The 18,701-nt window shown below is 71.6% G+C and carries 13 protein-coding genes; 7 read left to right on the top strand and 6 right to left on the bottom strand.

Annotated features, from left to right (window positions below):
• Positions 1 to 18: 18 nt before the first annotated feature.
• The 3 genes from ACPXBU_RS10025 to ACPXBU_RS10015 form a co-directional block, all read right to left on the bottom strand.
• A complete protein-coding gene (locus tag ACPXBU_RS10025) occupies positions 19 to 1,200 on the bottom strand; it encodes a FecCD family ABC transporter permease (RefSeq protein ID WP_425757836.1) in 1,182 nt (393 codons plus the stop codon).
• Complete coding sequence (locus ACPXBU_RS10020; protein ID WP_425757835.1) at positions 1,197 to 2,237, bottom strand: FecCD family ABC transporter permease; 1,041 nt, start codon at positions 2,235 to 2,237, stop codon at positions 1,197 to 1,199. Before ACPXBU_RS10020 ends, ACPXBU_RS10025 begins: the two co-directional genes overlap by 4 nt.
• 61 nt (positions 2,238 to 2,298) lie before the next feature.
• Positions 2,299 to 4,233 (bottom strand): multicopper oxidase family protein, encoded by a 1,935-nt coding sequence (locus tag ACPXBU_RS10015; protein WP_425757834.1) that lies wholly within the window; start codon positions 4,231 to 4,233, stop codon positions 2,299 to 2,301.
• 129 nt (positions 4,234 to 4,362) lie between these two features.
• Between ACPXBU_RS10015 and ACPXBU_RS10010 the strand changes: the two genes are divergently transcribed.
• Positions 4,363 to 4,722: a YciI family protein gene (locus ACPXBU_RS10010; protein WP_425757833.1), complete on the top strand. Its 360-nt coding sequence runs from the start codon at positions 4,363 to 4,365 to the stop codon at positions 4,720 to 4,722.
• 46 nt (positions 4,723 to 4,768) lie between these two features.
• On the opposite strand, the gene ACPXBU_RS10005 is transcribed toward ACPXBU_RS10010, so the two are convergent.
• On the bottom strand, positions 4,769 to 5,137 hold the full coding sequence (locus ACPXBU_RS10005; RefSeq protein ID WP_425757832.1) for a cytidine deaminase family protein: 369 nt from the start codon (positions 5,135 to 5,137) through the stop codon (positions 4,769 to 4,771).
• Positions 5,138 to 5,303: 166 nt separating this feature from the next.
• Between ACPXBU_RS10005 and hrpA the strand changes: the two genes are divergently transcribed.
• Positions 5,304 to 9,374: an ATP-dependent RNA helicase HrpA gene (hrpA, locus tag ACPXBU_RS10000; protein ID WP_393367520.1), complete on the top strand. Its 4,071-nt coding sequence runs from the start codon at positions 5,304 to 5,306 to the stop codon at positions 9,372 to 9,374.
• A gap of 19 nt (positions 9,375 to 9,393) precedes the next feature.
• Here the strand turns inward: hrpA and rfbB are convergent, their stop codons facing one another.
• Positions 9,394 to 10,434, bottom strand: coding sequence for a dTDP-glucose 4,6-dehydratase (gene rfbB / locus ACPXBU_RS09995; RefSeq protein ID WP_393367518.1), 1,041 nt, complete (start codon positions 10,432 to 10,434; stop codon positions 9,394 to 9,396).
• Positions 10,435 to 10,594: 160 nt separating this feature from the next.
• Positions 10,595 to 11,524, bottom strand: coding sequence for a LysR family transcriptional regulator (locus tag ACPXBU_RS09990; protein ID WP_393367516.1), 930 nt, complete (start codon positions 11,522 to 11,524; stop codon positions 10,595 to 10,597).
• Positions 11,525 to 11,559: 35 nt separating this feature from the next.
• Between ACPXBU_RS09990 and ACPXBU_RS09985 the strand changes: the two genes are divergently transcribed.
• The 5 genes from ACPXBU_RS09985 (at position 11,560) to ACPXBU_RS09965 (ending at position 18,650) form a co-directional block, all read left to right on the top strand.
• On the top strand, positions 11,560 to 12,291 hold the full coding sequence (locus ACPXBU_RS09985; protein WP_393367515.1) for a succinate dehydrogenase cytochrome b subunit: 732 nt from the start codon (positions 11,560 to 11,562) through the stop codon (positions 12,289 to 12,291).
• A 1-nt stretch (position 12,292) separates the two neighbouring features.
• Positions 12,293 to 14,230: a fumarate reductase/succinate dehydrogenase flavoprotein subunit gene (locus ACPXBU_RS09980; protein ID WP_425757831.1), complete on the top strand. Its 1,938-nt coding sequence runs from the start codon at positions 12,293 to 12,295 to the stop codon at positions 14,228 to 14,230.
• Complete coding sequence (locus ACPXBU_RS09975; protein WP_357245649.1) at positions 14,227 to 14,991, top strand: succinate dehydrogenase/fumarate reductase iron-sulfur subunit; 765 nt, start codon at positions 14,227 to 14,229, stop codon at positions 14,989 to 14,991. Before ACPXBU_RS09980 ends, ACPXBU_RS09975 begins: the two co-directional genes overlap by 4 nt.
• A 1,527-nt stretch (positions 14,992 to 16,518) precedes the next feature.
• Positions 16,519 to 17,703, top strand: a complete 1,185-nt coding sequence (locus ACPXBU_RS09970) for a zinc-dependent alcohol dehydrogenase (RefSeq protein WP_425757830.1) — start codon at positions 16,519 to 16,521, stop codon at positions 17,701 to 17,703.
• The gene (locus tag ACPXBU_RS09965) at positions 17,700 to 18,650 is read left to right on the top strand and encodes an SDR family NAD(P)-dependent oxidoreductase (protein WP_425757829.1); all 951 of its coding nucleotides are present in this window, start codon (positions 17,700 to 17,702) and stop codon (positions 18,648 to 18,650) included. Before ACPXBU_RS09970 ends, ACPXBU_RS09965 begins: the two co-directional genes overlap by 4 nt.
• Positions 18,651 to 18,701 lie beyond the last annotated feature (51 nt).

The following is an 18,701-nucleotide window of genomic DNA, read 5'->3' as shown; positions in this document are numbered from 1 at the left end:
CACGACTCCTTGGGGGCGTCACGACGACCGCCGCCGTCCGCGCAGCAGCAGGAAGATGAGGTACGGGCCACCGATCGCCGCGGTCAGCACCCCGGCGGGCAGTTGCGTGGGCGCGAACAGCCGCCGACCGGCCAGGTCCGCCAGCACCAGCAGCAGCGCGCCCAGCAGCGCCGCGCAGACGAGCGGTGGCCGTTCGGCGCGTACCAGCCGCCGGGCCACCTGGGGGGCGACAAGCGCGACGAAGTCGACGGCGCCGACCTGGGCGGTGACCATCGCGGCGACGACCACGCCGGTGCCGGCCAGGCCGATCCGGCGCGCCACCGGGCGCAGCCCGACGCCCCGGGCGGTGTCGTCGTCCAGGGCGGTGCTGTTCAGCGCCCAACCGGCCCAGGCCAGCACCGGCAGCAGCACCAGCAGGGTGCCCGCGATCCAGGCGGCCTCGGTCCAGCCCTTGCCGGCGAGGGTGCCGATCAGCCAGATCTGCGCGCGCAGCCCGTCGATCGGGTCGGCGGTGAGCATGACCACCTCGGTCAGGGCCCGGAAGGCGAACGCCACCGCCACGCCGGCGAGGACGAACCGCTGCGCGGCCAGCCCGTGCCGGGCGCCCAGGGCGAACAGCAGCACCGCCGCGAGCAACCCGCCCACGAGCGCGGTGGGTGCCACGAGCACGGCGGCCATTCCGCTGGTCAGGGCAACCGTGGCGGCCAGGCCGGCGCCCTGGGTGATGCCGATGACGTCCGGGCTGGCGAGCGGGTTGCGGGCCACGCTCTGGATCAGGGTGCCGGCCACGCCGAAGGCGGCGCCGGCCACGGCCGCCAGCACGACCCGCGGCAGCCGAAGATCAAATACCACGAGGTCGTACGGGGTGCCGGCTCCGGAGAGGGCGCGCAGCACGTCGGCCGGGGCGACGTACGGGGTGCCGAGCGAGAGGCTGAGCACGACGGCCAGCAGGAGCAGCACGGTCAGCACGGCGGCCACCAGCACCGCGCGGCGGCGGACCAGCAGGCTGACCGGGCCGATCCGCAGCAGCGACCGTCCGGGCAGCGAGGCGTGGCCGGCGCCAGACGAGGCGGCAGCCACCGAGGCCGACAGGCCAGCCGAGCCGGTCGAGCCAGCCGAGCCGGTCAAGCCAGCCGAGCCGGTCGAGCCAGCCCGGTCGGCGGGACCGGCCGGGTCGGCGGGACGGTGTGCGGTGGTCACGCGGTCACCACCCGGGCGCGGCGGACCAGGACCGCCAGCAGCGGCGCTCCGATCAGCGCGGTGACGATTCCGGCGGGTATCTCGCCGGGTGGGGCGACGAGCCGGCCGACGACGTCGGCGCCGAGCAGCAGCGCCGGGCCGAGCAGGGCGGAGACGGCGAGGGTCCAGCGGTGGTCCGCGCCGACCAGGGCACGGGCCAGGTGCGGCACGGCCAGCCCGACGAAGGCGACAGGTCCGGCCGCGGCTACCGCCGCGCCGGTCAGCAGCACCGCGGCGAGGCCACCGCCGAGTCGGACCAGGCCGATGCGGTGGCCGAGGCCGCGGGCCACGTCGTCGCCGAGGGCCAACGCGTCCAGGCCTCGGGCCACCAGGGCGGCCAGCAGCAGACCGGCGAGGACGAAGGGCAGCACCTGCGCGGTGACCGACAGGTCGCGGCCGGCGAGCCCGCCGACGACCCAGAACCGGTACTCCTCGAAGGTGCGGGCGTCGATGCTGAGCAGCGCGTACACCCCGGAGGCCAGGCTGGCGTCGAGCGCCGCGCCGACAAGCGCGAGGGTGACCGGGCTGGCGCCCTCGCGGGCCCGGGTGGCGATGGCGAAGACCAGCAGCCCGGCGATCAGCGCTCCGGCGATGCCGAACCAGACGTACCCGGCGAGCGTGCCGACACCGAAGACGGAGATGGCGAGCACCACGCCGAACGACGCGCCCGCGCTGATGCCGAGGATGCGCGGCTCGGCGAGGGGGTTGCGGGTGAGCGCCTGGAACAGCACACCGGCCACGGCGAGCGCGAGGCCGACGGCGAGGCCGAGCGCGGTACGGGGCATGCGCAGCTCGCGAACGATGGTGCTGGCGTCGCCGCCGTCCGGTGCGACGAGGGCATGCCAGACCTGGTCGACGTCGAGGTGTCGGCTGCCGAGCGCGAGGCTGGCCAGCACGGCGAGCAGCAACACCAGGGCGGCCCCGACGGTGACGACCAGCCGGCGGCGGGTGCGGGACCGGCCGCGGACCTGGGTCGGCCGGCTGGCGAGCGCGGTCACGAATCTCCCTGCACGATCGGGCTTAGGTTCGCCTAACCTTAGCCGACCTGCGGAAAGCGACCTAACCAGCGTCGGTCGATGCCGACGCGGACGTCTCCGGCACGCCTGCCGTGCCACCGTCCCCGGTCTCCGCGCCACCGCCCGGCAGCACGTTCAGCGGTCGCATCATCTCGTTGTCCTCGTGTTCCAGCAGGTGGCAGTGCCAGGCGTAGCGGCCCGGCAGGTCGAAGCGCGCCTTGATCCGGGTCACCTCCCAGGGGTAAGCGAGCACGGTGTCCATCCGTCCCCGCTCCTCCGGCGCCGGCCGCACCCGGCCCGAATGCCCTCGGCCGAGCAGCTCGAACTGGGCCTGGTGCAGGTGGACCGGATGGACGAGCCGGGTGAAGTTGCGGACCTCCCACACCTCGGTGGCACCCAGGGTGGGCTGCTCGGTCGCCGGGTCGCTCCAGCGCATCGGCCGGCCCCGACCACGCTCGTCGAGGGTGCCGAGCAGCATCGTCATCGACCCCGACGGGCCGGACATCCGCTCGTTGAGTGACAGCCGCCGGACCCGCTCGGCCGCCGGCAGCCGGGGGCGCGACGGCAGCCGAAGCTGCTCCGGCGGCACGCTCGGGTCCGCGCCGGTCGCGGCGGTGACCACGAAGCGCAGCACCTGCCCGGTGGTCCGCGGGTCGGCCGGCGGGAAGTCCACACCGGGCCGGCCCCCGCGGTACGCCCAGTCGGGCCCCTCGTTGACGAGGTACAGCTCGGTGCCGACGGGCACGTCGCTGAAGTCGATGATCGCGTCGACCCGCTGGGCGGGGCCGAGGGCCACCCGTTCGTGCGGCACCGGCTCGGGCAGGAACCCGCCGTCGCTGCCGATCTGCCAGACCGGCAGCACCGGGCGGGCCGGTCGCGCCCTGGCGTGGGCGGCCACGCTCAGCAGCAGAAAACGGCTGTTGCAGCCGTTGAGCAGGCGGAACCGGTAACGCTGGCGCTGCACCGTGAGGCTGGGCCAGGTGCGGCCGTTGACCACGATCGTGGAGCCGACACCGGGTGACGAGTGCCCGCCCGGATAGAGCAGGTCGCCGTCGGCGGTGAAGCTCCGGTCCTGGATCATCAGCGGAATGTCGCGGTAGCGGGCGTCCGGCGGGTCGTCGTGGGCCGGGCCGGGGCCGGGCAGCACCCCGTCCGGCAGGTCGCCGGCACCGCCGAGCAGGTAGAACCCGGCCGGTCCGGCGTAGACGTTCTGGGCGGTGACCCCCAACGTGTGGTCGTGGTACCAGAGGGTGGCGGGCGCCTGATCGTTGGCGTACTCGAAGGTGGCGGCGCCCGCCCCCCAGCGCAGACCGGAACGCTCGGTGAAGCGGGACCGGAACTCGTCGTACGCGCTGCCGCAGACGGCGAAGTCGGACGGCAGGTCGCGGGCCACCGGCAGGTACCACGCCTCGGCGTGCCCGTCGCTCTCCTGCGGGCTGTGTCCACCGTGCAGATGCACCACCTGGGGCACCGGCCCGCGGTATCCCCTCGGGTCGCCGTCGCGGTGCCCGTGCTGGTCCCGTTCCGCGGTTCCGCCCGCCGGGTTGGCCCAGTGCAGGGTGGGGTCGACCGGCAGCAGGTGCGGCAGGAAGTCACCCCGGCCGTCGACGAGCTGGTTGATCCAGGTCACCCGTACCGGATGGTCCACCCAGGCCACGATGCTGGGCGCCGGGTAGCCGAAGCTGCCGGGATGGGCCGGGGAGCCGTAGCCCCACACGGTCGTCCGCGGCCAGGACGCCGGCAGGATCTGCTGGCGGAACTGCCGCACCGCGATGACGTACGTGTCCCGCTCGGGACCGGTCTCCACCGCCGGCATGGCCGGTGGAATCCGCAACGGCGCCACGTACTTGGGGATGTCCGCGGCGTGCAGCGGCGCCGCCCCGGCGAGCGCGTGGCCCGCGGCCGTGGATCCCGCCGGGACCAGCACCGCGGCACCACCGGCGGCACCGGCGGCGAGCAGTCCTCGTCTGGTGACCATGCCACACCTCCCATTCGCGTCCGATCCTCGATAAGAGAATGAGTTTCGCGGACGGGAACAAGTGCGACAGAACGCCGATGACACCCATAAGAGGGACGTTCCGCTGCGATCGGGCCATAGGCTGTCACCATGCGATTCGACCAGCACACGGTCGTCCTCCTGGTCCGACCGTCGGATCCGCCGGACCTGCCACCGGAGGCGCGCGACCGGGTGCACCGCGCCCACCTGGAGCATCAGGCGGGGTTCGTGGAGCAGGGGCTGGTGCTGGCGGCCGGGCCGCTGCTGGACGCCGACGACGGCCAACTGCGGGGCTTCGTCGTGTTCTCGATCTCCGCGGAGGAGGTGCGCGGGCTCTACGCCGACGATCCGGCCGTCCGCGCCGGCCTGCTCGTCGCACGGGTGACGAGTTGGATGGTGCCGGAGGGCAACGTGCGGTTCGAGAGCGTGCCGATGCCTCGGTCGATGCTGGAGGCGGCCGCGGGCGACTGAGACCAGCCGAGCATGCCCTCGGTGGTCGGGCGCGGGCCCTCGGTGGTCAGCCGAGCAGATCCTCGACCGGGGCCACCCGCAGGTCGTCCACCGTGCCGATGATCACCCGCAGCGACGGGAAGTAGGCGCCGAGCACCTGCCCGCACCTGTCGCAGGGCTCGACGACCTCGCGTCCACGGTCGGCGACCGTGACGATCGTCTCCAACTCGGTGACGCCCTGGGTGGCGGCGGCGCCGATCACGACCAGTTCGGCGCAGGTGTCCCCGCTGTCGTGCCGGACGTTCACGCCCGTGAAGACCCGCCCGTCCACGGTCCGGGCCGCCGACGCGACCGTGTGGTGCGGGCTGCGGCAGCGCAGCTTGGCGACAGCCGTTGCGGCCTGCACCAACGCGCGGTCGGTGTCGCGCATCTCCATCCGGCTCCCCCAGCGCTCGACGTCGGCCGCCAACTCTAGGGCCCGCTCGTGGCCGCGAAGGGACCGGAGGTGCCAGCCGGGCGGGCGGTCGGTAGCCGGTCGGAGAGCCGGCCACCCGGTAACCCAGGGGCGCTACGCCGCGAGGCTGCCTATCCTTGGGCACGACATGCAGAATCCAACCGCCTCCGTCGCGACCGACCCGGTCCGCGAGCTGCACCGCCGCCTGATCCCTCTGATGTTCCGCGACCAGCGCCGGCTCCAGCGGCGCCTCGACGGTGCCCGCAAGCTGCGCGACCCGCAGCGCCGGGAGGCGGCACTGGCCGAGATCACCGCCGACCTGGTCCGGGCCGAGCAGCGGCTCGCCACCCGCCGAGCGGCGGTGCCGGTGATCACGTACCCGGCGGGGTTGCCGGTCAGTGAGCGCAAGGACGACATCGCCGCCGCCATCCGCGACCACCAGGTGGTGATCGTGGCGGGCGAGACCGGCTCCGGCAAGACCACCCAGCTGCCCAAGATCTGCCTGGAGTTGGGGCGCGGGGTGCACGGCCTGATCGGGCACACCCAGCCCCGGCGGTTGGCGGCCCGGACGGTGGCCGACCGGATCGCCGACGAGCTGGGCACCGAGCTGGGTGACGTGGTCGGCTACAAGGTGCGCTTCAGCGATCAGGTGAGCGAGCGCAGCCTGGTCAAGCTGATGACCGACGGCATCCTGCTGGCCGAGTTGCAGACCGACCGGATGCTGCGCCAGTACGACACGTTGATCATCGACGAGGCGCACGAGCGCAGCCTCAACATCGACTTCATCCTCGGGTACCTGCGGGAGCTGCTGCCCCGCCGACCCGACCTCAAGGTGATCATCACCTCGGCGACCATCGAGACCGACCGGTTCGCCCGGCACTTCGCCGGGCCGCCCACGGCCGACGAGCCGGAGGGCGTGCCCGCGCCGGTGGTCGAGGTCTCCGGCCGCACCTACCCGGTGGAGGTGCGCTACCGGCCGCTGCTCGAACTCGCCGAGGGCGAGGAGGACGGCGACGGCGACGAGGAGACCGTCCGCGACCAGATCCAGGCGATCGGCGACGCCGTCGAGGAGCTGGCCGCCGAGGGTCCCGGCGACATCCTGGTCTTCCTCAGCGGCGAACGCGAGATCCGGGACACCGCCGACGCGCTCGCCAAACTGGTGCAGACCAAGCGCTCGCTGCTCGGCACCGAGATCCTGCCGCTGTACGCCCGGCTCTCCAGCGCCGAGCAGCACCGCGTCTTCGCCGCGCACACCTCGCGGCGGGTGGTGCTCGCCACGAACGTCGCGGAGACCTCGCTGACCGTGCCCGGCATCAAGTACGTGGTGGACCCGGGCACCGCCCGGATCTCCCGCTACTCCAGCCGGCTCAAGGTGCAGCGGCTGCCGATCGAGCCGGTCTCCCAGGCGTCGGCCAACCAGCGCAAGGGCCGCTGTGGGCGTACCTCGGACGGCATCTGCATCCGCCTCTACGACGAGCAGGACTTCCTCTCCCGGCCCGAGTTCACCGACCCGGAGATCCTGCGTACCAACCTGGCGTCGGTCATCCTCCAGATGACCGCGATCGGGCTCGGCGACCTGGCCGCGTTCCCGTTCATCGACCCACCGGACAAGCGCAACATCACCGACGGCGTCAACCTGCTGCACGAGCTGGGCGCGCTGGACCCGACCGAGGCCGACCCGGCGAAGCGGCTCACCACGTTGGGCCGGCGGCTGGCCCAGTTGCCCGTCGACCCGCGGCTGGCCCGGATGGTGGTGGAGGGCGAACGCAACGGCTGCGCCACCGAGGTGTTGGTGATCGCCGCCGCGCTCTCCATCCAGGACCCGCGCGAGCGGCCGGCGGAGAAGCAGGCCCAGGCCGACCAGGCGCACGCCCGGTTCGCCGACAAGGAGTCGGACTTCGTCGCCTACCTCAACCTGTGGCGCTACCTGCGGGAGCAGCAGCGGGAGCTGTCCTCCAGCGCGTTCCGCCGGATGTGCAAGGCGGAGTACCTGAACTACCTGCGGATCCGCGAGTGGCAGGACATCGTCGGCCAGTTGCGGCAGGTGCTGCGTACCCCGGCCGACGGCGACCGGCGCGGTGGGCGACCGGCGCGCGACACCGCCGACGGCGCGGACGCCGGCCGGGGGGAGAGCCGGCGCGGCGGCGCGGACCTGCCGGAGGAGTTCGACACCCAGAAGGTGCACCAGTCACTGCTGCCCGGCCTGCTGTCGCACATCGGCCTGAAGGACGCCCAGAAACACGAGTACCTGGGCGCCCGGGGGGCGAAGTTCGCCGTCTTCCCCGGCTCGGCGCTGTTCAAGAAGCCGCCGCGTTGGGTGATGGCCGCCGAGTTGGTGGAGACCTCCCGACTCTGGGGCCGCATCGCCGGCCGGGTCGAGCCGGAGTGGGTCGAGCCCCTCGCACAGCACCTGGTCAAGCGCAGCTACAGCGAGCCGCACTGGGAGAAGAAGCAGGCCGCCGTGATGGCCTACGAGAAGGTCACCCTGTACGGCGTCCCGCTCGTCACCTCCCGCAAGGTCAACTTCGGTCGGATCGACCCGGTGTTGAGCCGGGAGCTGTTCATCAGGCACGCCCTCGTCGAGGGCGACTGGCAGACCCACCACCAGTTCTGGGCGGACAACAAGCGGCTGCTCGCCGAGATCGAGGAGTTGGAGAGCCGGGCGCGACGCCGGGACATCCTGGTCGACGACGAGACCATCTTCGGCTTCTACGACCAGCGGATCCCCGCCGACGTGTCCTCCGGGCGGCACTTCGACAGCTGGTGGAAGAAGACCCGCCGGGAGCAGCCCGACCTGCTCACCTTCACCCGCGACGTGCTTGTCAACGACGGTCGGCCGGGGGTCGACGAGGACGACTACCCGGACGAGTGGCAGGCCGACGGGGTGCGCCTGCCACTGACGTACCGGTTCGAGCCGGGCACGCCGACCGACGGCGTCACCGTGGACATTCCGCTGCCGCTGCTCAACCAGGTGCCGGCGGAGAGTTTCGACTGGCAGGTGCCGGGGCTGCGCGAGGAGACGGTGATCGCGCTGATCCGCTCGCTGCCCAAGGCGATCCGCCGCAACTTCGTGCCGGTGCCGGACTACGCCCGCGCCGCGCTGGCGGCGATCACCCCCGGCGACGCGTCGCTGCTGGACGCGCTCACCCGTGAGCTGCGCCGGATGACCGGGGTCACCGTGCCCCGCGACGCCTGGGAGCCGGACAAGCTCCCCGCCCACCTCCGGGTGACCTTCCGGGTCCTGGGCGACGACGACAAGCCGGTCGCCGAGGGCAAGGACCTGCCGGCCCTGCAACGCCAACTCCGCCAGGAGGTACGCCAGGTGGTGGCGGCCGCCGCGCCGGAGGTGGCCCGTACCGGGCTGCGCGAGTGGAGCATCGGCACCCTGCCCCGGACCATCGAGCAGGTCCGTGCCGGTTACGCGGTCACCGCGTACCCGGCGCTCGTCGACGAGGGCGCCACCGTCGGGGTGAAGGTGTTCGACTCCCCCGCCGAGGCGGAGGCGGCGCACTGGGCCGGCACCCGTCGGCTGTTGCGACTCACCGTGCCGTCGCCCGCCCGGTTCCTGCAGGGGCGGCTCAGCAACGAGGCGAAGCTGGCGCTGAGTCGCAACCCGCACGGCGGCGTGCAGGAGCTGATCGAGGACGCGGCCGGCGCGGCGATCGACCGGCTGATCGGCGACGCGGGCGGGCCGGCCTGGGACGCCGAGGGCTTCGCGGCGCTGCGCGAGAAGGTCCGGGCCGACCTGGTCGACACGGTGGTCGAGGTGATGGACCGGGTCCGCCGGGTGCTCGCCGCCGCGTACGCCGTCGAACAGCGACTCGGCGCCACCCGCAACCTCGCCGTGGTGGCCGCGCTCGCCGACATCCGCAAACAGCTCGCCGGTCTGGTGCACGCCGGTTTCATCACCGAGGCCGGGTACGCCCGACTGCCCGACCTGCTGCGCTATCTCAGCGCCATCGAGCGTCGGTTGGAACGTCTCGGCGGCAATCCGCAGCGGGACCGCCAGCAGCAGGACCGCGTCGCGGTGGTGCAGAAGGAGTACGACGACCTGCTCGCCGCGCTGCCACCGGCACGCCGACAGGCGACCGCCGTGCGGCAGATCCGCTGGATGATCGAGGAGTTGCGGGTGAACGTCTTCGCCCAGGCGCTGGGCACCCCGTACCCCGTCTCGGAACAGCGGATCTACCGGGCGATGGACGACGCCGAGGGCCGCTGACACCAGCGGCCCGCCACGGTCAGCGCGCGTGCACGGAGAGCCCCCGCGGGCCTGCCACGGTCCGGACCGCGCTGGTCAGCGCCGTGCCGCGGGCCGGCGCGGCGGCCGGCGACCACCAGGCCCGGTTCTCCCGGTACCAGTGGAAGACCTCGCTCAGCCCGTCCTCGAACCGGATCTGCGGCGCGAAGCCGAGCTCGTCGGTGATCTTGCGATAGTCCAGCGAGTAACGCTGGTCCTGCACCTTGCGGTCGGGCACGTGCCGGACCCGCTCCCAGCCGGCGCCGGCCAGCCGCAGGATCCGCTCGGCGAGGGCGCGGTTGGTGAGTTCGAGGTCACCACCGATGTTGTAGACCTCGCCGGCCCGACCCTTGGCCAGCACCAGGGCGATGGCCCGGCAGTGGTCGTCCACGTGCAGCCACTCGCGCACCGCGCTGCCGTCGCCGTGCAGGGTGATGTCCTGACCGGTGAGCAGACTGGTGACGAAGCGCGGGATGACCTTCTCCACATGCTGGTACGGGCCGTAGTTGTTGGCGCAGCGGGTGATCGACACGTCCACGTCGTACGTGCGCCAGTAGGACCGGACCACACAGTCGCTGGCGGCCTTCGACGCCGCGTACGGGGAGTTGGGCTCGAGCACACAGTTCTCGTTCCAGGAGCCCGTGCTGATCGACCCGTACACCTCGTCGGTGGAGACGTGCACGACCCGCCCGACGCCACCGCTGACACACGCGGCCAGCAGGTGGTGCGAGCCCATCACGTTCGTCTCGAAGAACGGCGCCGGGTCGTCGATGGACCGGTCGACGTGGGACTCGGCGGCGAAGTGCACCACGGCGTCGTGCCCCGGCACCACGTCGGCGAGCAACTGCCGGTCGCAGATGTCCCCGCGGACGAACGTCAGGCGGGGGTGCGCGGCCGGCAGGTTGGCCCGGTCACTGGCGTACGTCAGCTTGTCGATCACGGTCACGTCGCAGTGCTCGAACCCGGTGTACCGCCCGCCGAGCAGACTGCGCGCGAAATGTGACCCGATGAAGCCAGCACCGCCGGTAACCAGGATCCTCATGGATGCCTCCCTGCCGGCGAGAAACGGCGTCGGCGCGTCATGCTGAGACGAATGGGGCTTTTGCCCGCAAGAAACCACCTTAGGTGACACGCACCGACACGGACGGTGAAATCTGCGCCTTAAGCATGAATTAACCCAGTGGGTCGATTACCGGACCCGATCAGAGCGGATCCACCCCCGGCGGAAGGTCGTCACCGTCGATCGCCGCCTGGATGTAGTCGAGCAGGATCCGCCGCAGTTCCCGGCCGGCGTGGGTCGGCACGACGTCGCGCCGACGGGCCACCGCGATGGTCCGCCGCACGCCGGGCGGGGCGAGGGGGGTGATCCGCACGCCCGGCCGGCGAGCCAGCACGATGCCGGGTACGAGCGCGATGCCGAGCCCCGCCTCGACGAAACTCAGCACCGCGTCCATCTCGCCGCCGTCCACCGCGAACGTCGGTTCGAAGCCCGCGTCGCGGCACGCCTGGATGGTGGCGTCGCGCAGGTCGTACCCCTCCCGGAACATCACCATCGGCTGGTCGCGCAGGTCGGTGATGCGCAGCTCCCCGGTCGTCGACGCGGTCGCCACCTCGCCCACCGAGGCCACCACCAGGCTCTCGCGCAGGATCGGGTCGACGCGCAGTCCCGGATCGGCGCCCTGGGCCGGCATGATGATCAGCGCCAGGTCGAGGTCGCCGCGCAGCAGGTCGCGGACGAGGTCCTGGGAGCCGCCCTCCTCGACGCGCAGGTCGATGGTGGGGTGGGCGTCGCGGAACCGGCGCAGCACCGGCGGGGCGAGCGAGGTGGCCAGGCTCGGGGTGGCCCCGAGCCGGACCCGGCCCCGGCGCAGCCCGACCAGCTCCTGCACCTCCCGGGTCGCGGTCTCCACGTCGGCGAGGATCCGGGTGGCCAACGGCAGCAGCACCTCACCCGCCGCGGTGAGCGCGATGTTGCCCCTTACCCGTTCGAACAGGGGTGCCCCGAGGTCGGCCTCCAGAGCGTGAATTTGCTTACTGAGAGACGGCTGAGTGATGCCCACGATGTCGGCGGCTTGGGTGAAATGTCGTACTTCGGCCACCGCGACGAAGTACCTGAGCTGATGGAGCTGCATCTACATAGCCTACGGCTATCAACACTACGAGTTTGATGCATTGGACGACTGATCGAAGTGCTCCTAGCGTCGGTCCTGTGGTAATCACGAGAACTCGGTCGCCCATCCGCTCGAACGTCGGCCTGAAGGCCGTCATGGCGGTGACGGGCATCCTGCTGGCGCTGTTCCTCATCGCGCACATGTTCGGGAACCTGAAGGTGTTCACGGGGGAGACCTCGTTCGACCACTACGCGCACTGGCTGCGCGACATCGGCAAGCCGCTGCTGCCCGGCGTCTGGTTCCTGTGGATCCTCCGTACCGTGCTGGTGGTGGCGGTCGTCGCCCACATCGTGGCGGCCACCGTGCTGGCCCGGCGCGCCCGCGCGGCCCGCCCGGTCAAGTACGCCCACCGCAAGAAGGTCAACGGCAGCTACGCGGCCCGCACCATGCGGTGGGGCGGCGTGATCATCCTGCTCTTCGTGATCTACCACCTGCTGGACCTGACCACCGGCACCCTGAACCCGGTCGGCGACGCCAGCAAGCCGTACGGCAACGTCGTCGCCGACTTCGCACCGGAGCGCTGGTACGTCACGCTCTTCTACACGCTCGCCATCCTCGCGGTGGGCTTCCACCTGCGCCACGGCGCGTTCAGCGCGTTCCGCAGCCTCGGCCAGCAGACGCCGCGCGGCGAGCGTCGGGCGCGTACCGCCGCGCTCGTCTTCGCCGTGCTGCTGTGCGCCGGATACCTGGTGGTCCCGTTCGCCGTACTCACCGGATTGGTGTCCTGACATGGAACTCTTCACCGAGGGCGACCCGATCGCCGACACCAGGGCTCCCGCCGGCCCGGTCGAGAAGCGTTGGGAGACCCGACGCTTCGAGGCCAAGCTGGTCAACCCCGCCAACCGCCGCAAGATGACGGTGATCGTGGTCGGCACCGGCCTGGCCGGCGGCTCCGCCGCCGCGACCCTGGCCGAGCAGGGCTACCACGTCAAGTCCTACTGCTACCAGGACAGCCCGCGCCGGGCGCACTCCATCGCGGCCCAGGGCGGCATCAACGCGGCGAAGAACTACCGCAACGACGGCGACTCCGTCCACCGGCTGTTCTACGACACCGTCAAGGGTGGCGACTTCCGCTCCCGCGAGTCGAACGTGCACCGGCTCGCCGAGGTGTCCGTCAACATCATCGACCAGTGCGTCGCCCAGGGCGTGCCGTTCGCCCGCGAGTACGGCGGTCTGCTGGACACCCGCTCCTTCGGCGGCGCCCAGGTGCAGCGCACCTTCTACGCCCGGGGCCAGACGGGCCAGCAACTGCTGCTCGGCGCGTACCAGGCCCTCGAACGGCAGATCGGCCTCGGCAACGTCGAGATGAACGCCCGGCACGAGATGCTGGAGCTGGTCCTCGTCGACGGCAAGGCCCGCGGCATCGTCGTCCGGGACCTGGTCACCGGCGAGATCAGCACCGAGATGGCCGACGCCGTCGTGCTCGCCTCCGGCGGCTACGGCAACGTCTTCTACCTCTCCACGAACGCCAAGGGCTGCAACGTCACCGCCACCTGGCGGGCCCACCGCAAGGGCGCGTACTTCGCCAACCCCTGCTACACGCAGATCCACCCGACCTGCATCCCCGTCTCCGGCGACCACCAGTCGAAGCTGACCCTGATGAGCGAGTCGCTGCGCAACGACGGCCGGGTCTGGGTGCCGAAGACCAAGGGCGACGACCGCAGCCCGAAGGACATTCCCGAGGACGAGCGGGACTACTACCTGGAGCGGATCTACCCCTCCTTCGGCAACCTGGTCCCCCGCGACATCGCCTCCCGCGCCGCGAAGAACGTGTGCGACGAGGGTCGGGGCGTCGGCCCGACGAAGCTCGGCGTCTACCTCGACTTCGCCGACGCCATCGGCCGGCTCGGTCGCAAGGCCATCGAGGCCAAGTACGGCAACCTCTTCGAGATGTACGAGCGGATCACCGGCGAGGACCCGTACGAGGTGCCGATGCGGATCTACCCCGCCGTGCACTACACGATGGGCGGCCTGTGGGTCGACTACGACCTCCAGTCGAACATCCCCGGCCTGTTCGTGATCGGCGAGGCGAACTTCTCCGACCACGGCGCCAACCGCCTCGGCGCCTCGGCGCTGATGCAGGGCCTCGCCGACGGCTACTTCGTACTCCCCACCACCATCGCCAACTACCTGGCCTCCGGCCCGCTGGAGAAGGTCGACGCCAGCCACCCGGCGGCCGTCGAGGCGCGCACCGACGTCGAGGACCGCGTCCAGCGGCTGCTCGCGGTCGACGGCGACCGGACCGTGGACTCGTTCCACCGGGAACTGGGCCAGATCATGTGGGAACACTGCGGCATGGAACGCAGCGAGGCCGGGCTGCGCAAGGCGATCGACGAGATCCGCGCCCTGCGCGAGCAGTTCTGGCAGCGGGTCAAGGTGTCCGGCAGCGGCGAGGAGCTGAACCAGTCGCTGGAGAAGGCCGGCCGCGTCGCCGACTTCTTCGAGCTGGCCGAGCTGATGTGCATCGACGCCCTGCACCGCGAGGAGTCCTGCGGCGGCCACTTCCGGGCCGAGCACCAGACCTCCGACGGTGAGGCGCAGCGCGACGACGACCGGTTCGCGTACGTGGCGGCCTGGGAGTTCACCGCCACCGGTGAGCCCTCGGTGCTGCACAAGGAAGACCTGAAGTTCGAATACGTCCACCCCACGCAGCGGAGCTACAAGTGAACCTGACCCTGCGCATCTGGCGCCAGAAGGGCCCTGAGGACAAGGGTCGGATGGTGACCTACCCGGTCGACGACGTGTCCCCGGACATGTCCTTCCTGGAGATGCTCGACGTACTCAACGAGCGGCTCATCCTCGCCGGCGAGGACCCGGTCGCCTTCGACCACGACTGCCGCGAGGGCATCTGCGGCATGTGCGGCCTGATGATCAACGGCGACGCGCACGGGCCCCAGCGCGGCACCACCGCCTGCCAACTGCACATGCGGCAGTTCACCGACGGCGAGACGATCGACATCGAGCCGTGGCGGGCCAGCGCCTTCCCGGTCATCAAGGACCTGGTGGTCAACCGGGGCGCCTTCGACAAGATCATCGCCGCCGGTGGTTACATCACCGCGCCGACCGGCAGCGCGCCCGAGGCCCACTCCACCCCGGTCGCCAAGGCCAACGCCGACGCCGCCTTCGAGTCGGCGGCCTGCATCGGCTGCGGCGCGTGCGTGGCAGCCTGCCCCAACGGCTCCGGCATGCTCTTCACCGCCGCCAAGCTCACCCAACTCTCGCTGCTGCCGCAGGGCCAGCCCGAGCGCTACACCCGGGTCATCGGCATGGTCGACGCGCACGACGAGGCCGGCTTCGGCGGCTGCACAAACGCCGGCGAATGCACCCCGGCCTGCCCGAAGGGCATCCCGCTGAACACCATCGGCCGCCTCAACCGCGACTACCTCGCGGCCACCGCCAAGGGGGCCGGCAACACCCCCGGCTCCTGAGGCGCCGACCACCTGGACCGCCGTACCCTTCGCAAGGGGGTACGGCGGTCTGGCGTTTGTCCTGCTTCGGGCTTCGGGCTTTGGGCTTGGTTGCGGGTGGGGCTGGGGCGACCGTCCCCGGCTCCGGGCGGTCAGGCTTGATCCCTCCGCCGGGGACGGTCGCCCCAGCCCTGACGTTGGTCACGGCCCGTCCGCCGGTTGCGCTCCTGCTCGGGTACGCCGACAGCGGCCTACCGACGCTGCCACGAGCCCGGACCGGGCGGACCTGTCCCGCCCGGTACGCCCGTTGCCGGCCCCTACCCACGCCACTCCACCGCGCCCTCACCCCGCCGCGCCTCTCGCCCAACGCCCCTGCCCGCCTCGTTCGGCACACCCCGCCCCGCCACACCCCGCCGTCAAAGACAGCCCACCTCGCCCCCGCCACACCTAGCCCCGCCACACCTCGCCCCCGCCACACCTAGCCCCGCCACACCTCGCCCCGCCACACCTCGCCCCCGCCACACCTCGCCTCGTCATGCCTCGCCCCGACGTGCCTCGCCCCGACACCGACCGCCTCACCCCCGTCACGCTTCGCTTCATCGCGCCTGTCTGCTCCGATGTGTCCCGCCTCGGACCGCCTCGGACCGACTCGGACCGGACTCGGACCGGACTCACCCAGTCGCGCCTCGCCCCACCGCACCTGCTGGGCTCCGATGTGTCCCGCTCGCCCCTCTACATCGCATGATCCACTCGGATTTCAGGACGTCGGCCTGTCAACGGGCCTCGAATGCCGCGACTTCAAGGAACGCGAGTGGATCAAGTCGATCTCGGCCTGGATAAGCCGCAACCCAAGGCGACAAATACCCTCAAGGCAAGCATTTCGCTGCTCGATGCGCGGCTCGTTGACCCGCCCCCGAAGCGCACAAGCAACAGCCACCGACGGACCCGCCCACCAACCCGCCCCACCAACCCGCCCCACCAACCCGGGGCACCAACCCGGAGCACAGACCCGGGGCACGGCCGGAGTCGCAGGTCAGCTCACGGGTCAGCTCACAGAGCGCACGGCGGCGATATGCCGATTCGTCATGACGGCTCGTAGCTCCAGCCCGGCCAGGCCGCTTGATCGACTCGCGTTCACTGAAGTCGCGGTTTCCGAGGCGCGTTGACGGCCCGACTTCAAAGAACCCGAGTGGATCATATCCGCGCTGGGAGATGCGCCGGGTGCGCCCGGGTTGGGAGCGAGCCGGGTACGGGCAGTGGCCACCCACGGGCTGGGGGCGACCGTGCCCGGCGGAGGGATCAAGCCTGACCGCCCGGAGCCGGGCACGGTCGCCCCCAGCCCTGACCGCAACCACCGACCACCAACCACCAACCACGGGCCACCGACCACCAAGACCACCGACCACCAAGACCACCGGCACACCCGACACCAGGGCCAACAGGACCGCCAGCGCCAACGCCCCTCGAACCCTGCCCCTCGGGCGCGGCCGGTTCAACTCCTCTCTCCCGGGTAGCAGTCAGGCAGCGACCAAGGGGAGGTAACCAGTCATGAAGGCGTTGACCTGGCAGGGCAAGCGGGACGTACGGGTCGAGGAGGTGCCGGATCCGCGGATCGAGGAGCCGACCGACGCGATCGTGAAGATCACGTCGACTGCGATCTGTGGTTCCGACCTGCACCTGTACGAGGTGCTCGGGCCGTACCTCAAGCCCGGTGACGTCCTGGGCCACGAACCGATGGGCATCGTCCAGGAGGTCGGGTCGGGGGTGACCGGGCTCAAGCCGGGCGACCGGGTGGTGGTGCCGTTCAACATCTCCTGCGGGAGTTGCTGGATGTGCCAACGCCAGCTCTACGCCCAGTGCGAGACCACCCAGGTCACCAGCGAGGGCAAGGGTGCGGCGTTGTTCGGTTACACCTCGCTCTACGGTTCGGTGCCCGGTGGGCAGGCCGAGTACCTGCGTGTCCCGCAGGCCCACTTCGGGCCGATCAAGATCCCGGAGACTGGGGCGGACGAGCGGTACCTCTACCTGTCCGACATTTTGCCCACCGCGTGGCAGGCCGTGAAGTACGCGGACACCCCGCCCGGCGGCACCCTTGCCGTCTTCGGGTTGGGCCCGGTCGGGCAGTTCTGCGCCCGGATCGGCCGCCACCTCGGAGCCGGCCGGGTGATCGGGTTGGATCTGGTGCCGGAGCGGCTGGAGTTGGCCCGTCGGCACGGCATCGAGGTGCTCGACGTCCGTGAGCTGTCCGACGTGCCGGGCGCGCTCATCGACCTGGTCGACGGGCGCGGCCCGGACGCGGTGATCGACGCCGTCGGCATGGAGGCGCACGGTTCCCCGGGGGGCAAGTTGGCCCACGCCGCGGTCGGGCTGCTGCCGGACAAGCTGGCGCAGACGATGACCGACCGGGTGGGCATGGACCGGTTGTCCGTCCTGCACGCGGCGCTCAAGGGGGTGCGCCGTGGTGGCACCGTGTCGCTCTCCGGCGTGTACGGCGGTGAGGCGGACCCGATGCCGCTGATGGAGATGTTCGATCGGGGCATCCAACTGCGGATGGGGCAGTGTCACGTGCGTCGGTGGACCGACGAGATCCTGCCGCTGCTCGCCGGTGACGACGACCCGCTGGGCGTCGAGGACCTGCGTACCCACCGGGTGCCGCTGGCCCGTGCCCCGCAGGCGTACGAGATGTTCCAGAAGAAGGAGGACGGCTGCATCAAGGTCGTGCTCGAACCGTGAGTCGGGTGGTGGTGGTCGTCGGCGCGAGCAGCGGAATCGGCCGGGCGACAGCCCGGGCGTTCGCCGAGCGCGGCGACCGCCTCGTCCTCGCCGCCCGTGCGACCACCACCCTGGCCGAGGTACGCGCGGAGTGTGCCGAGGTACGCGCGGAGTGCGCCGACGTCGACGTGCTGACCGTGCCGACCGACGTCACCGTGCCGGGCGCGTTGGAGGCGCTGGCGGACGCGGCGCTCGACCGGTTCGGCCGGATCGACGTCTGGGTGCACACGGCCGCGGTGATGGCCTACGGGCGCTTCGACGAGCTACCCGAACGGGTCTTCGACCAGGTGGTACGGACCGATCTGCTCAGCGCCGCCGGCTCGGTCCGGGTGGCGCTGCGGCACTTCCGGGCCGCCGGGGCCGGCACGGTCATCCTCACCGGCTCGGTGCTCGGGCACATCACGGCGCCGTACATGAGCGCGTACGTGGCGAGCAAGTGGGGGTTGCAGGGTCTGGTTCGGACGGTGCAGCAGGAGTTGCGCGACAGCCCGCAGGTCCGGCTGTGCCTGGTCAACCCGGGCAGCGTGGACACGCCCGTATACCAGCAGGCGGCCAACTATCTGGGCCGGATCGGCCGGCCCCCACCGCCGGTCGCCGGCCCGCAGCGGGTGGCCCGCGCCATCGTGGACTGTGTGGACCGGCCCCGCCGGGAGATCTCCGTGGGCCGGCTCAACGTGCTGCTGCGGGCCGGCTTCACCGTACTGCCGGGGGTCTACGACGTGTTGGTCGGACCGCTGATGCGGGCGATGGGCCTCAGTGGACGGCCGACCGTCGCCCACGACGGCTCGGTCTTCACCCCGAACCCGGCCGGCGAGGCCGTACGCGGCGGTCACCTGCCCGACCTGCGGCAACTCCTGGCGGGGCCGGCGAGCGCGGTGGGGGCCGCGCTGCGCCGACGGCTCGGCTGATCTGTTCGGGAGTGTTTGCGACAGTTTGGAGTCGTCGTGCGTCGATCAACT

Origin of the sequence: Micromonospora sp. DT231 (genome assembly GCF_049847025.1) — a bacterium.
Lineage (GTDB): Bacteria > Actinomycetota > Actinomycetes > Mycobacteriales > Micromonosporaceae > Micromonospora.
Note: the sequence above shows the minus strand (reverse complement) of the source record. Positions and strands in the feature narration are given on the sequence as shown.